The sequence below is a fragment of the Ralstonia sp. Ralssp135 genome (assembly GCF_047304345.1).
GTDB classification, from domain to species: Bacteria; Pseudomonadota; Gammaproteobacteria; order Burkholderiales; family Burkholderiaceae; genus Ralstonia; species Ralstonia chuxiongensis.
Map to the genome: position 1 here is coordinate 36,392 of NZ_JBGLYZ010000001.1, position 15,116 is coordinate 51,507.

9 protein-coding genes are annotated in these 15,116 nt (G+C 63.9%); 1 reads left to right on the forward strand and 8 read right to left on the reverse strand.

Annotated elements, in window-relative coordinates; translation table 11 throughout:
- Positions 1 to 304: 304 nt before the first annotated feature.
- Genes ACCD03_RS00190 through ACCD03_RS00200 form a run of 3 tightly spaced genes read right to left on the reverse strand, consistent with a single transcriptional unit; the run spans position 305 to position 5,285 of the window.
- Positions 305 to 1,126 (reverse strand): TetR/AcrR family transcriptional regulator, encoded by an 822-nt coding sequence (locus ACCD03_RS00190; protein ID WP_413410419.1) that lies wholly within the window; start codon positions 1,124 to 1,126, stop codon positions 305 to 307.
- A gap of 6 nt (positions 1,127 to 1,132) precedes the next feature.
- Positions 1,133 to 3,616 carry a flavin-containing monooxygenase gene (locus ACCD03_RS00195; protein WP_413410420.1) on the reverse strand — a complete coding sequence of 828 codons (2,484 nt, stop codon included), beginning with the start codon at positions 3,614 to 3,616 and terminating at the stop codon, positions 1,133 to 1,135.
- Positions 3,603 to 5,285, reverse strand: coding sequence for a GMC family oxidoreductase (locus tag ACCD03_RS00200; protein WP_413410421.1), 1,683 nt, complete (start codon positions 5,283 to 5,285; stop codon positions 3,603 to 3,605). The genes ACCD03_RS00195 and ACCD03_RS00200 overlap by 14 nt, the downstream gene beginning before the upstream one ends.
- A 249-nt stretch (positions 5,286 to 5,534) precedes the next feature.
- Between ACCD03_RS00200 and ACCD03_RS00205 the strand changes: the two genes are divergently transcribed.
- Positions 5,535 to 6,587 carry an AraC family transcriptional regulator gene (locus ACCD03_RS00205; RefSeq protein WP_413410676.1) on the forward strand — a complete coding sequence of 351 codons (1,053 nt, stop codon included), beginning with the start codon at positions 5,535 to 5,537 and terminating at the stop codon, positions 6,585 to 6,587.
- A gap of 63 nt (positions 6,588 to 6,650) precedes the next feature.
- On the opposite strand, the gene cysC is transcribed toward ACCD03_RS00205, so the two are convergent.
- The 5 genes from cysC to ACCD03_RS00230 all read right to left on the reverse strand — a co-directional run bounded on the left by cysC (position 6,651) and on the right by ACCD03_RS00230 (position 14,825).
- On the reverse strand, positions 6,651 to 7,208 hold the full coding sequence (gene cysC / locus ACCD03_RS00210) for an adenylyl-sulfate kinase (protein ID WP_413410422.1): 558 nt from the start codon (positions 7,206 to 7,208) through the stop codon (positions 6,651 to 6,653).
- 10 nt (positions 7,209 to 7,218) lie between these two features.
- Complete coding sequence (locus tag ACCD03_RS00215; RefSeq protein WP_413410423.1) at positions 7,219 to 8,043, reverse strand: alpha/beta hydrolase; 825 nt, start codon at positions 8,041 to 8,043, stop codon at positions 7,219 to 7,221.
- Positions 8,044 to 8,081: 38 nt separating this feature from the next.
- The gene (locus ACCD03_RS00220) at positions 8,082 to 9,245 is read right to left on the reverse strand and encodes a glycosyltransferase family 9 protein (protein ID WP_413410424.1); all 1,164 of its coding nucleotides are present in this window, start codon (positions 9,243 to 9,245) and stop codon (positions 8,082 to 8,084) included.
- Positions 9,242 to 11,329, reverse strand: coding sequence for a sulfotransferase (locus tag ACCD03_RS00225; RefSeq protein WP_413410425.1), 2,088 nt, complete (start codon positions 11,327 to 11,329; stop codon positions 9,242 to 9,244). Before ACCD03_RS00225 ends, ACCD03_RS00220 begins: the two co-directional genes overlap by 4 nt.
- Positions 11,330 to 11,549: 220 nt before the next feature.
- A complete protein-coding gene (locus ACCD03_RS00230) occupies positions 11,550 to 14,825 on the reverse strand; it encodes an autotransporter domain-containing protein (protein WP_413410426.1) in 3,276 nt (1,091 codons plus the stop codon).
- Positions 14,826 to 15,116: the final 291 nt, after the last annotated feature.

The window sequence follows — 15,116 nt, forward strand, 5'->3', positions numbered from 1 at the left end:
TTAGCCACGACCGCTGGCTCGCCGGTGGGGATAGTTTTCTACGAACCGCAATGGGACAACAAGCGAGGGAACGCCTTCAATGTGCGCCACAATGCCTCTCCCGCGGTCGCTGTATCCGAAACTAATCAACAGATTGCTTCTACCACGCCGAATACATAGGCCATCGACCCGCTCGCCTTAGTCATGTGCCTGCTCGCCTGCTAAAGCCCCTAGACAAGCCAGTATCCGGAACTAATCAACAGCCTGTATCCGGAAGTAATCGAACGCCTCACTGAAGCACTCGATCAGTTCGGAATCCAGGGCGCTATGGCCACCCGTAATGCCTTTTTCGAGCCCGTACCCGGTGAGGAAGATGGTCTCGGCTCAATTCAAACTGCGCAATATCGGGCTGCTTCGATGATGCTGGTGAGACTGACGCGTCGACCTCGCGCGCGCGCCGTGCACAATCCAACGCTGCTGCGCAGGCGTCGTCCGGCGGGGTCTCTAGAAACGGCCGCAACAATGCCAGTATCTGGTCGCGTGCCTTGTGAATCGCGTGCGTCATAGGGTTCCGGTCATTGAATTGCCTAGCGTTATGTAGGAACTGGAATGAAAGCCAATACGTCGCCACGATGACCGCGCAGCGGCAAGCCGTTTCCAGTTGAGCCAGGCGCGGCCCACCCTGATGCTCAGATCGGTCTACGCAGAGCGCGGCACTCAGAGCGTGCACGCTTTGGTCGATCAATTCCTTGAACCCTTGCTCAAGCATCCGGCTTGATGCAATCAGCCCATTCATGTCCCGGTAAAGAAACCGATATTCCCAGACGCAATCGAGAACCTTGAGCAGGCGTTCGGATAGGCGCTCGCCCGACAGGGCGCCGCCCGGACGACCACGGAGTTGCGCCTGCATGTCGCGTTTGAAGCAATCGAAGAGATGCATCACAACCGCTTCCTTGCCGCGAAAGTAGTAGTAAAAATGGCCGGGGCTCATGTCGAGCCCCGCACAGAGGCCGGTTGTCGTGACGCCCGCCACACCGACCTCGTTAAAGGCCTTCAAGGCGTAAGCCACGATCCGCTCGCGTGTCTGGCTTGCTTGGTCACCGGAAATCAGTGCGCCTTGTCGCGGCTTCGGTGTGATACGCCCCATGCCTGGTCATCCAAGCGGCGGCACGTCGGCACGTGCGACGCTTGCCCCGCTCGCTATCCGCTCGCGGGCAAAATCTGCGAGCGTGCGCAGGGCCTCAACTGCGGAGCGCAGATAAAACGATTGAAGGTGAAAGACATGCCAGCGCGCAGCGTGAACCTCAATGCGGCACGTCACGCCGCAGCCCGTGGCGTGCTCTGCCAGCCGGGTGGCATCCGAGCGCAGCACTTCGTGTTCGCCAACTTGGATCAGCATGGGTGGGAGGCCACGCAAATCCACCTTGAGCGGCGCGTGCTCGGCGGCCATGGCGGGTGCCTGGTACCAGCGCAATCCTTGTTCGAGCCAGCCGCGGCGGATCATTGGATCGTGGGTGCGCTCAGACACCAGCGTGTCGCCGCTCAACGTGGCATCGGTCACGGGTGAGATCAGCAGCAGGCCTGCAGGAGCGGCATCGCCACGCTCCCGCAGCGCAAGCGACAGTGCCAGGGCCAGTGCGCCACCGGCAGAGTCGCCCGCGACGACGATCTTCTCTGCGGCATAGCCCTGGCTGCGCAGCGCGTCGTAGCACGCCAGTGCATCGTGCAGCGCGGCAGGGTACGGGTGCTCGGGCGCAAGCCGGTAGTTGGGCACGCAGACCGGCATGCCCGATTCCACCGCCAGGCGGGTCGTGATGCTGCGGTGCGTGCACGGGCTTCCCAGGCAAAAAGCGCCGCCATGCAGGTAGAGCATGGCGCCACCGGTCTCGCCGCGTTTGGGCGCCACCACTTCAACCGGCACGTTGTTGACCGAGTTGCGGTACCGGATCACCCCGCTCGCACCCGGCATGAGCGGGGAGAGCAGGCGCACGACGCTGCGCTGCACGGTGACACCAAAAGGCGGGCCGATGAGCGAGCGAAAACCGATGCGCAGGAAGTTCCGCAGGAACCATGTATTGGCCGCTTCCCACCACCCTTGCGGTTCGGCCACGGCAACGCCGTCGGTCGGCCCCACCGGTCCTGGCAGCGCTCGCGTCAGGCGGTATGCCTGCAGGCTCGAAAACCGGGTCAGCCAGCGGTAGGTCAACGTGAAGCCCGGCCAATTGGTGCTGTTGTGGCCGCTTGCATCCACGTACCAGCTCTTGCACCCGCTCCAGACGGTTTTCGCCAGGCGCTGCTGAATGTGCGCATTGAAACGCCGGTAGCGGCGCGCATCCGTTTCGATACTGGTCGTATGGGTGGCCGTCATCGCCTTGCAGCAGCGGATGACGTGAGCGATCTGGCTCTCCAGCATGTAGACGATGGAGTTGTGCCCAAGATTCGTGTTCGGACCGTACAACATGAAGAAGTTGGGGAACCCCGGCACAGTCAAGCCAAGGTATGCCTCTGCCCCCAGTCGCCAGGCATCGTTCAGGTCCAGACCCGCGCGCCCGGTGATCCGCATGGGCGAGAGGAATTCAGTGGCGGCAAAGCCTGTGCCGTAGATGATGGCGTCGACCGGGTGGTGCGTGCCGTCTACGGTTTCGATGCCTTCGTGGGTCACCCTGCGGATGCCTTCGGTGACCAGGTGAACGTTCGGCTTGCTCATGGCCGCGAGGTATTCGCTTGAGAGCAGGATACGCTTGCAGCCGATCGGATAGTCGGGCTTGAGCTTGGCGCGCAGCGCGGCGTCGGGAACCTGTTTTGAGAGCAGCCGCCGGAACGGCACGCCCACCGCCAGTCGCATAAGCCCCTTGAAGCGCGTGAACGCCAGCGCGCGAGATTCATAGCGCGTGTAGATCATGGCGCGGTGCAGCTTCATCGTCCATGGCAGCGCCCGGAACACCGCTTTCTCCCAAGGCCGATAGGCGCGATCGGGGCGAGGCATGATGTAGGCCGGCGAGCGCTGGAAGACCGTGAGTTGCTGCACCGTATCGGCGATGGCCGGCACGAACTGGATGGCCGAAGCGCCCGTTCCCACCACCGCCACGCGCTTGCCTGACAGCGCGTAGCCGTGATCCCAGTGCGCGGAGTGGAAGGTGTGCCCCTTGAAGGTTTCCATGCCCGGCAACTGCGGGAAGGCGGGGCGGCTCAACTGCCCAGTGCCGCTGATGAGCAGGGGCGCGCTTAGCGTTGTCCCATCCTGTAGCGTGACCCGCCAGACCGAATGCTGTTCGTCATACTGCGCACACGCGACTTCGGCGCCAAACCTGATGTGCGGTTCGACGGCGTATTTGCGCGCGCAATGCTGCAGGTACGCGTGGATTTCCGCTTGGGGCGCAAAGGTGCGCGACCAGTTCGGGTTGGGTTCGAAGGAGAAGGAATACAGGTGTGAGGGCACGTCGCACGCCGCCCCCGGATAACTGTTGTCGCGCCAGACGCCGCCAACGTCGTGTGCCCGCTCCAGGATGACGAAGTCGTGCAGCCCGGCTTGCTTGAACGCCACGGCCATGCCAATGCCGGCAAAGCCCGATCCGATGATGATGGCTGCGTGCGGAGTTGCCGCGTCGGACGGGCGGATGGGGTTAGCTGAAAGCATGGCTGGTTTCCTTCAAGGCATCGAATTGGGACTGCGCGGGCACGGAGACCACTTCGCGTGGCGCTGGCTGAACCCGGCTGCGGCCCCGCATCATGTCGACCGCCTTCTCGGCAATCATGATCGTCGGCGCGTTGGTGTTGCCGCCGATGAGCGTGGGCATGACGGAGGCATCAACGATGCGTAGGCCCTCCAGACCGCGCACGCGCAGTTGAGGGTCTACAACGGCGTGCGGGTCGTTGCCCATCCGGCATGTGCCAACCGGGTGGTAGACGGTGTCGGTGCGCTGCCGCAGGACCTCGCGAATCTCGTCGTCGGTGTTCACGTTGGCGGTGAATACATCCTTCGTGATCCATTCGGCCAGCGCTGGCGCTTGCATCAGCCTGCGCGTGAGCTTGAAGCCCGCCACCATGTCTTCCAGATCCTGCGAGGCCTGGAAGAACGCGGGGTCGATCAGCGGTGCGTGCTGGGGGTTGTTGCTCTGCAGGGTGACAGAGCCGCGGCTGCGCGGACGCAGCAGGCAGACATGGCAAGACAGCCCATGACCCAGATGAAACGACCGCGCATGGTCGTCCACCAGCGCGACGACAAAATGGAGCTGGATATCGGGCATCGCGAGCCCGGCGCGGGTCTTGAGAAAGCCGCCGCCTTCGGCAAAGTTTGACGTGAGCGCGCCTCGCCGTTCCTGGCGGAAACGTCGGATCTCTTTCAGCATGCGCAGGCCGCCGCCGATCGACACACCCATCGTGTCGAGGCTGCGCGCCCGGTAGCCGAAGATGAAATCCGGATGGTCTTGCAAGTTCTTGCCCACCCCAGGCAGGTGCGCGCGCGTCTGAATGCCGAGGCGTTCCAGTTCATGAGAAGGGCCGATGCCGGAGAGCATCAGCAACTGGGGTGTCTGGAATGCGCCGGCGGCCAGTACCACTTCGCGGCGTGCCCGCACGGTGTGAAGCTGGCCGCCTTGCAGCATTTCAACGCCCACGGCCCGGTTGCCCTCGAACAGGATGCGCTGGACTTGCGCATGCGTCTTGACGCTCAGGTTGTCCCGCCGCCCGATGTGCGGCAGCAGGTAGGCGCGTGCTGCGCTCCACCGCTCGCCGTGCTTTTGGGTCACCTGGTAAATGCCGACGCCTTCCTGTTCTGCCCCGTTGAAGTCATCCGTCAAGGGCAGCCCCGCTTGGCGTGCGGCTTCCAGATAGCGTGCCTGGAAAGGGTTGTCAGAGCGCAGGTCGCTGACCCAGAGCGGACCATCCCGGCCATGCCATGCGTTGTCGAGCCGCTCGTTGTGCTCGCTGAGCCGGAAATACGGCAGCACGTCTTCATATGACCAACCGACATTGCCGCGCGCGGCCCAGTCGTCGTAGTCATTGCGATGCCCGCGTATGTAGACCATCGCGTTGATCGCCGATGAGCCACCCAGTGCCTTGCCTCGCGGTTGGTATCCCCTGCGCCCGCCGAGTCCGGGCTGGGGCACGGTCTCGAATGCCCAGTTGTTGAGCTTGGTCGGCAGCATCGCAACGGCGCCGGTCGGGACATTGATGACGGGTGCACTCCCGCCACCGCCCGCCTCCAAGACGCAGACCGTCACCTGCGGGTCTTCAGTAAGTCGCCCTGCCACGACGCTGCCGGCGGACCCGCCGCCCACAATGACGTAGTCGAAGATGTTGCCCATGTTGTTGTCTCCACAATGTCTTTTGAGCCAAGCGCTGTGAACCGCCAGCCGCTTGACGATCCGACGTGCGAGGCTGGCGCTGCGGGCTCGGGAAGCTCTGTGTCTTGTCAGGAGCGTGCGGTGCAACACCACCGGGGCGGCATATCGGATGGGCTTGATGTTGCTTCCGGCATGGGAAAACACCAATGGTGCGCGGGGACAACTGTTTTAGTATTTGGGCCAAACGACACATCCCAAGGGTTTCTCCGTATGCGTTTCTGGGAGTTCACTCGGAGCCCGGCCAGCGCGCGCTTGCTGGTCGATTTCGGGCAGGAGCGCGGGCTTTCGCCGGCAAAGCTGCTGGCCGGCACGCAGCTGTCGCTGGCCCAACTGTCCGACCCGAATATGGAAGTCACGGCGGCGCAAGAGCTGCGCGTGGTCAGCAACCTGCTGCGCCTGTTGAAGCATCCGCCGGGGCTCGGATTGGAGCTGGGGCTGCGCTACCACTTTTCGGCGTATGGGGTGTGGGGCTACGGCCTGATCAGCAGCGCCACAGCGGGCGATGCCATGGCGTTAGCCCTGCGTTTCCTGCCGCTCACCTACGCATTTACGGTGATCACGTATCACGAAGAGGGCCATCTCGCCGTGCTGAGTTTTGGCGAGCCGGAACTCGCCGATGAGGTGAAGCGTTTTGTTGTGGAGCGCGACATGGCCGCCGCCGCGGTCTTGCTGCAGGAAATCGGGGGAGATGACTTCGCACTGTCTCGATTTACGCTCAGAGCCGGCCCCCCACTCGCGCGCGAGCCTTCTCCGGTGCGCCGGACGCTCTTCGCAGCGGAGCCGGAATACTCAGCGCACGTCAACAGTCTTGCGTTCGACCGAACATTTCTGAGCCGGCCACTGCCACACGCCAACCCCATCACGGCTTCGATGTGTGAGCAGATGTGCAGCCGTCTCATTGAAGAGCGGCGCCTACGTGTGGGCACTGCGGCAATGATCCGCCATTACTTGAGCGCAGCGCCAGGCAACACGCTTTCTACGCTAAGCAGCATGGCGCGCCTGATGAACACCAGCGAACGCACGCTCAAGCGTCGGCTGCACGATGAAGGCACAACCTTCAGAGCGTTGCTGGCCGAATCACGCGGTGCGATGGCCGAGGCGCTGCTCAAGGAGGGTGAGCTTGCGCTCAGCGAGATCGCGGAGCGGCTTGGCTTCGCCGACTTGTCCACCTTCTCGCAAGCTTTCAAGCGCTGGTATGGCGTGGCGCCCAGTACGATGCGCCGCCAAGGCTTGTCTATCGACGACGAGACGGACCAAGTTTGACCCTACACCGGAATCAGTTCCTCACGGCATTGGCGAACTCGTCCGCCAAACAAGGTTGCGCGCCTACGCGAGGCGCGCCGGGGGCCTGGCGCTTGCGATAGTCATCCCAAGCAACGCCAGTGTGGCTAAGACACATGCCTGCGTCGTTTGCCGATCGGTATCAATCGACAACGCCGGAGCCTGTGGCGGCTCATAGATATCGCTGATGCCGGTAAAGCTGGAGATCGCTCCAGCGCGAGCACTCCTGTATAGCCCTTTCGGGTCACGCGCCTCGCACACGGACAGCGGCGTCGCGACATGCACCTCATGAAAGCGCGACGCGCCGACAATCTGTCGGGCACGCTCGCGGTCATCGCGGTAGGGCGAGATCAGGGCGGCAATTGCCCACGTGCCGGTGTTGTTGATTTGCGCACACCATTGCGCCACACGGCGTACGTTCTCGCTGCGATCAGCCCGGGAGAATCCAAGATCCGAGCAGAGCTCCTTACGCACGGCATCACCGTCGAGCACGCGGCACGGCACGCCTTGTGCTGTGAGCGATTCGGCCACGGCCAGCGCCACTGTGGTCTTGCCGGCGGCGCTGAGCCCCGTCAGCCAGAGTGTGGATGGAACCGGTTGCATGCCTTGTTCCTTAGCGTGCTTTGCAGACGGGTGCCAACGGAAGCAGCGCCGGCCATTGCTCGGCCCAATCTCCGCCGTGGTCCAGGCCCGGCACGATGTTGGCCTGTGCACATCGGCCGCCGGTCGCCCGCACAAAACGCTGCGCCACTTCCGGTGGCACTACGGCGTCGTCCGCGCCGCTGAAATGCAGTTGCGGGACCATTGCCACACGCGACGCCGCATCGATCGGGTTCAGCGATTCCGGCATCGCCGAGACGTCGTGTAGGCGGTTGATGAACTCTGTATCGAGGTTGCCGGCCACGGTGCGGATGGATGCGATGTCCGCGCGCCGTGCAGCAACCAGCACGGCCACCGCACCGCCACCTGAATAGCCGACGAGGTGAACGGGCTGGCCAGGCGCCTTCGCTGCGAACCGGCTCACGGCCTCGTTCATCGATGCCACGACTTCCGGTGCGAAGCGCTTGCTGGTCCAGTACGGCACAGCACACAGCGGGTTCAACGCCATCGGGGTGAACTGGCAAGGCCGGGCGAGATACACGACGTTCGGTGCCGTGTCCGCTGCAGCCAGGGCAAGAGCAGTGGCCATGCGCGGAGTCGGATCGGCCGATGGCTCGGAGCGGGAAATCCAGGCCAGGCCATCGCCCTCGATGTAGACAGTGATCGGCTGGTCGGCACGCGTCATCCGCACGAAAGCGGTCAACACGAAGTGCTCCGTCTTTACCTGCTCACGATGCAGTTGGAACGGAGCCGCCAGCGCATCGGCGTGGGCATCGCGGTCCAGCGTCGTGCAGTCGGACAGCAGGCTGCAAAGCACAACCAGAAGCACAGCGAACATCGCAGTCAAAACCTTTGATGCGAGAGGCGACAGAGCGGTCATGCGTGTACGCCCCCGAGTTGTGCCAGCGCCTGCGCCATGGCACCCATGACGCTGTCCCAATCGCCACGAGACGGCTGGCGGAACAGGCGCACGCTCGGGTACCACGGCGTGTCATTGCGACCGAGCAGCCAGCGCCAGTCCGGCACGAACGGCAGCATCACCCATGCGGGGCGACCGAGCGCGCCTGCCAGATGCACCGGCGACGAATCCACCGAGATCAGCAGATCGGCCACGGCGAGGATGGCGGCAGTGTCTTCAAAGTCCTGAATCTCGTTGCCGAGCGTCACCATCGACATACCGGGCGGTGGCGACGCGGCCTGCTGTGCGGCCGGACCTTTCTGGATGGCGAGGAACGTGACGTCGGGCCTGCACAACGGTGCGAGGTCCGCCAGCTTCATCGAGCGATTCGCATCGTTGACGTGCGTGGGCCGCCCGGCCCAGACCAGCGCCACCAGCGGGCGCGGCAACCCGGCCAGGCGCGCCTGCCACTTGGCCACGCGTTGCGGGTCCGCCGACAGATACGGGGTGGCACCAGGCAAATCAGACAGCTTCAGGCCCATCACCATCGGCAGGCTCATCAGCTCGCAATGCACGTCGAATGCAGGCGGCAATTGGCCGCGCGCCGTCAGTGCATCAAAGCCTTGGTAACGGCTGGCCAGCGATGCGCTTTCCGCGTTCACCTCCAGGATGACGCGCGCGCCGCTGCGCTCCTTTGCCCAGCGCACCATGCGCAGGAACTGGAACGTATCGCCGTAACCCTGTTCATCGTGGATTAACAGCGTCTTGCCGGGAATGGGCCGGCCGTCCCAGCGCGGACGTTGGACCTTGCGCTCGATGGCTGCGGTGTGCGGCATGCCGTAGCGATGGTGGTACTCGTGCCAGCCGCGCTCAAAATCGCCTTGCAGCAGCAGCGTTTCGGCCAGATTGAAGCGCGCGGTGAGATTGCCGGGCATGTTGGCCACCAGCATCTCTTGAATGGCCTGTGTCTCGGCAATCTTGCCTTGCGGGCGAATCGCGTCGGCCAGCACCTGCCACAAGATCAACGGCCCGGTGCCAGATGCCAACCATGGCCGCACCAGCGCCTCGGTCTCGTTCAGGCGCCCATCGGCCAGCAAGGCGCGGCCCTGGCGTTCTATCGTCGCGACATCGACATAATTCATGGCGCGCTCATCCCGAGGGCGGCAAGCAGCGGGCCAAGATGGTTGGCGTACTTCTGCCAGCGTCCCTTGGATGTGGTGTAGATCGGTTGGCGCACCTGGTTGACGCTGGCGGTACGCACTACCCGTTCGTTTGCGTGGAAACGCAGGCAGGCGTCTTCCCAAGGCAGACCGAGGAAGCCCACCAAACGTCTCGCTTCCCCCTCCAGATCATCCACCACACGTTCATAGTCGACTTCGATGAATCGATCGGCCGGCAGGACCTGAGTCCAATGGGCCATCAGCTTCTGATAGTCGGTGTAGAACTCACCAAGCTCCGCCAGATCGTAGGCGAACGGCTGCTCACCGCTGAATTGCTTCGTGTAGCACGATAGGCACGTGTCCACCGGATTGCGCCGGCAATGGATGATGCGGGCACCCGGCAGGATCAGCGGAATCAGCCCCGCATAGATGAAATTGCCCGGCATCTTGTCGATCAGGCGTCGCCGCCCTTGTGCCAACGGTTCGATACGGTTCAGGTAGGTTCGGCCCAGGCGCTGCGCGTCCTCCGGGGTCAGCACCTGCGCAATATCGGGAAACAGACCGGCGCCCTCCACCACCTGGCGCAGCGCTGAAAGCTCGCCCGCGCCCATGACCTGCGAGTGCGACGACAGGATCTGTTCGACCAGCGTGGTGCCCGAGCGTGGCATGCCGATGATGAATACCGGCAGATCCGACTGCGCGCCGGCGCCCGCCAGACGCTCCATCCGCTCGGCTGTGAAGACTTCAGCGACGCGCTCCATCCATTGCTGGGTCGCCGTGGCGTCGTAGCTGAATGTCGAGCGCTTTTGCTGGTTTGCGGTATGCAGGTGCGTGAGGGCGCGCGGCGCGTCCTGCAGGTCCAGATAGGCCTTGCCCAACGCGAAATGCGCCGAGATGCGTTCGTTCAACGGCTTCTGTGCTTCGCTGGCGAACCAGGCTTCGATGGCGCCAACATCCGGATCGTCAGCACGGAATGTCTTGACCTCGGCGCGTGCCGTCAACACACGTATGGAAGCTGGAAATATCGACAGCGCCTGGTCGAAAGCCATCCGAGCCGCGTCCTTCTGACCGGACTCCATCAGGAGCGTGGCGCGCCCGATCAACGCCTCTTCCCGCACCGTGCCGGGCAACGCTGCGGCCTGCTCGAAATGCGCGAGCGCCTCGTCGGTTTTGCCCAGCGCCCGGAGCACCTGCGCCAGTGCATGACGGGCTTCGGCACTACGCGGGGCCAATGTCATCGCTTGCTGCGCGCAAGCGAGGGCGGCGTCCAGGCGTTCAAGTTGCGTCAACGCTTTCGCACGGGCGGTCAAACCAGCGGGATGCTGTGGCGCGAAGGCCTGCAACGCGTCCAGCACCTGGAGCGCAGCGGCATGCCGATGGCGTGTCACCTCCACATCGGCCAGGTTCAAGTAGGCATCGATCAGACGCGGGTTGAGTTCGATGGCCAGACGCGCTTCTGCGGCCGCCCGGTCGTACTGTCCTTGCGAGGTCAGCAGGAAAGCGAGGTTGCTGTGTGCCTCGGCATAGTGCGGGTTCAGCGCCAACGCCTGGCGGTAGTGCTGCTCTGCTTGCCCAAGCCTGTCCAGGCGTCGATAGGTATTGGCCAGATTGTTGTGTGCTTCGGGAGCATCGGGCGTGAGCGCCACAACCCGTTCGAGGCACGCAAGGCTCTGCTCCAGCTTGCCCGCTTCCTGCAGCAGGATGCCGAGGTTGTTCCAACCCGGCACGAGCGATGGGTCCATCGCCACCGCGCGCTGTGCGGCCTCCTCTCCTTCGACCAGCATGCCCTTCTGGCGATACATCTCGGCCAGGTTGCTGAAGTAAATGGCAGGGGCACGCGGCGCCATGCAGGCCTGACGCAGTTGCGCGATGGCCAAGTCAAGGTTGCCGTAGGCGTGGGCCATGAGCCCAAGCAGGTGCAGCGCATCGGCCTGGCCTGGGAATGCCGCCAGCACGCGCTGACAATAGACTTCGGCCTCGGCCGCCTGGCCGGCATTCCAGTGCGCATGCGCACGATCGAGCGCTTCGGGAATGCTGATGGGGTCTGTGTTGGGCGCGCTCGACATGCGGGGCTCCAGAGGGTCGCTTGATGACAGCAAGCGCGTGATCGTACTAGAAGGAAGCACGCACCTTCCCGCAAAAAACGCGCCCTTCGGTATCGCTTTTCTGGCTTAGAGGAACGGGGCGCAGACGCCTGCTCCGAGGCAGGCGGATCGACTGCCCATAAAGCAATGAGCGCGCTTCCCCTTTCGGGAGAGCGCGCCATTGGCACATCACTTCAAGTCATTAGAACAACTGACGCAGTTGCAGACTGCCGGCATGCGACACGTACCCGCTGCCCACTTGCAGCGAGTAGCGCGCGCTGATGCTCAGGTTGTTCGCACGCAGCAACTTGACACCGGCAGACAGCACAGCCGAATCCGTCACAGGGCTGGCACCCAACGACGTGAAGCTGGTCTGGCCCGTCGGGTCTGCTGCAAAGCTGGCTTGCGTCTGAGTGCGCGTGTTGTTGTACTCATGGCGCCATGCGACCTGCAGTTCCGGCACGAGCGTGCCGTACGAGGTTGCGAGCTCGCGCGAGAACTTCACGCCGATGTCGCTGGTGACCGACGTCGTGTGCGACGCGCCCACCGACAGTGCTGCACCATTGCCGCCCGATTCGGTGTAGCCGTTCTGACGCAGGTAGCCATACGTCAGGCTGGCCAGCGGCGTGACCGTGGCCACGGCCGTGGCGAACGGATAGCCGGCTTCGGCGCGGGCCACGTACTGTGTACCGCTGAAGCTGCCGTTGGCGTTGCCCGAGAAGCCGGGGAAGTTGACGGCGCGGGTGGTGTCGTAGTGCTGCTGCACGGCACCGGCCGACAGGTTCGCGTACCACGGGCTGCCCGAGTAGCTGGCGTAGCCCATCAGGCCGAACGAATTCACACGCGTCGAGTTGCCATCGGTGTCGCCCGTGTTGCTGATCTTGGCGTTGCTGTAGCTCAACACACCGCCCGCGCGCCATGCGTCGCTGACCGCGTGATCGACGCCGAACAGCAAGCCGCCGAAGTTGGCGCTGTAGCCGTCCACCTGATCGCGCTGGCCCTGGTGTGCGTGGCCGCCAAATGCCTGGCCCCACACGCCCCATGCCGGAGCCGCTTCACCGGTCGAAACACCGCTCAGGCCACCGGCCTGGGCAAGGCGCATGCTGTCGGCATGCGTGGAGATGATGTTGAGCACATCCAGCGTCGGTGCCAGTGCGGCCTGGGCCGTCGACCCCTGCGACACCGGGTTCAGTTGCTTGCCGGCGTGGTTGGCGGCGTCGGTGCTGCCCAGGTTCAGCGCCATCGAGGCGTTGTACAGGTTCAGCAGGCCCGGATCGCTGATGCCCGTGTACTGCGACAGACCCGTGAGCGCCGCTTGGGCGTTCGGCACAGTCGCCGGGCTGGGGACCGGTGCAGGCGCGGGAGCCGGAGCAGGTGCCGGAGCGGGTGCCGGCGTGGGGCTCGTGGTCGGGATCAGATCTGCGCTGACCACGGTCACCACCAGATCGCTGCGGCCGTTGGCTGTAACGTTGGCGCCGGTCAGGACACTGTTGTAGCCGCGAATCCCATACCGCAGCGTGCCTTCGTTGTAGTTGGTGCCGGTGCTGGACGCATCAACGATCACATAACGCTGACCCGCGGCAAACGGATACGGATTGACCTGCGCAAACGAAACGGCCGACCCTGCGGCAAGATTCACTGCACCCGAAACCACCAGTCGACCGTAGCCACTGTCGCCGGTGAGCGAGCCGTTGGTCACCGCACCAGTGTTCACGCCAATCTGCAGCGTACCGGCCGCACTCTGGCTGTAGGTGCCGGTAATGGTGATCGGGTTGTTGACTTGCAGGACCGCGCCCGTGTTGCTCACCGCCACCGAACCGGTGGAGGCGGCACCGGCCGTGCGAACGCTGGCCGGGTTGATGGGAGAGGGGAGCACGACACCGATGTTGTCATTCAGCACCAGGTTGCCCGAGCCGAATACGACGCCCGCGCTGGGGCTGACGATGCTACCGATCGTTCCGCCAAAGCCGGTCAGGGTGCCGAATGTCGTGCCCGTGCCGCCATTGATGGTCAGATCTTGAGGGCTCCCGTTCGTGATATTGCCGGCAATCACGCCTGAGTTGGTGATCGGGCCGATCGACCCGGCGTTGTTGATGGCATTGCCAGCGCCGGTGATGGTGCCGCTGTTGTCCAGCGCGCCGATCGTCCCGCCGTTGAGAATGCCGGCGACAAATGGCATGGAGCCCACTGTGCCACCGCTGATCGTTCCGCGGTTGACCAGCGCGCCGATCGTGCTGGTGTTGTACAGGCCCGGGGCGCGACCGCTGATCACACCGCTGTTGGTCAGCGAGTTGATCGTTCCTTCGTTGCTGACGCCGACACCGCCGCCGCTAATGCTGCCGCTATTGGTGAGCGAACCGATCGAGCCCCCGTTGAAAACGCCGGCATTCTGGGGACCGGTGCCCGAGGGGAGGCCAAGAATGGTGCCGCTGTTGCTCAGCGTCTGGATCGTGCCGAAATTGTTGATACCTTCGATGCCACCGCTAATGAGGCCGCTCGCGTTGTTGGTCAACCCGATGATCGTACCGCCATAGTTTGTGACGCCAACGGAGTTGGCACTGGTACCACTGATGGTGCCGCTGTTCGTCAACGTACCGATCGCGGCACTGTTGAGGATGCCGTTCACACCACCTTGGATAATGCCGCTCGCAGCGTTGTTCAGCGTGGTGATCGCACCGCTGTTGGAAATGCCTAAGCCGCTACCCGTACCCGCGCCATTGGTGCCGGTTCCGTTATTGCCGCCGGTTCCGCTGATGATGCCGGTGTTGCTGAGCGAGACGATGGTCCCTTGGTTCTGAATGCCGAAGCCGTTGCCGCCGACGCCGCCTGCAGCGCCCGTGCCGCCAGCGCCACCGTTGCCACCCTGGCCAAGGATGGTGCCGCCGTTGTTCAGCGTCGTGATCAGCGCGCTGTTGATCAGGCCCGTGCCGCTACCGCCAGCGCCACCTACACCGCCGGGCAGACCAGAACCGCCGGCGCCGCCGTTACCGCCGACGCCCGTGATCGTGCCGTTGTTGTTCAGCGTCGTGATGTTGCTTGCCGCCAGGCCAAACGCGTTTTCGCCCCCACTCCCTGCCCCGCCGGGCCCCGGCATTGGCGGCATGGGAGGCGGCATTATGATTCCGCCGGCCTTGCCATTGCCCCCCGCCTGGCCGATCGCACCGATAACGCCGCCGGCCGCGTTGTTCAACGTATCGATCGAGCCACCGTAAGAGGAAATTCCGGCATTGCTCCCGACGATCGAGCCGCTGTTGCTGAGCGTGCCGAGCGTGCCATCGGTCCCCAGCGCAGTGCCAGCGCTTGAAACGCTGCCGCTGCTGGTTACCGTGTAGTTGCCGGCGCCCCAGAACTGCGAGGTGGTGAGCGCAGTGCTGACAGTCGTATCGGCCGCAGCGATGGCCGGGACCATGCTGGAGAGCGCAGCCGCGATTGCCAGCGCCAAGGTGCTCTGTTTAGGAAACTGATTGCGTTGAGCCATTGTTTTCGTACCTGAGATAGGCGGTTGAACGGCCAATTCGAGCGGCGCCCCGCCACAGGTGTTGAGGCTCAAGGTCTGCCTGTCGGTTTCCCCCGAGCCTCAACACTGTGCGGTTTGCTTGCGTCGAACGACTTCCCCGTTTCGCAATCCGGTACGTTCCGGCAAATGGCGCTGTTATGTTCTGCGCGCCTCTGCAAGCCACGTTCTTGGATCAGGCAAACCTGCCGGCTGGCTCTGTTCTGACGCGGCACCGGATGCCGCACGCGAGCGTTTGACCGACAGCCCTGAGCC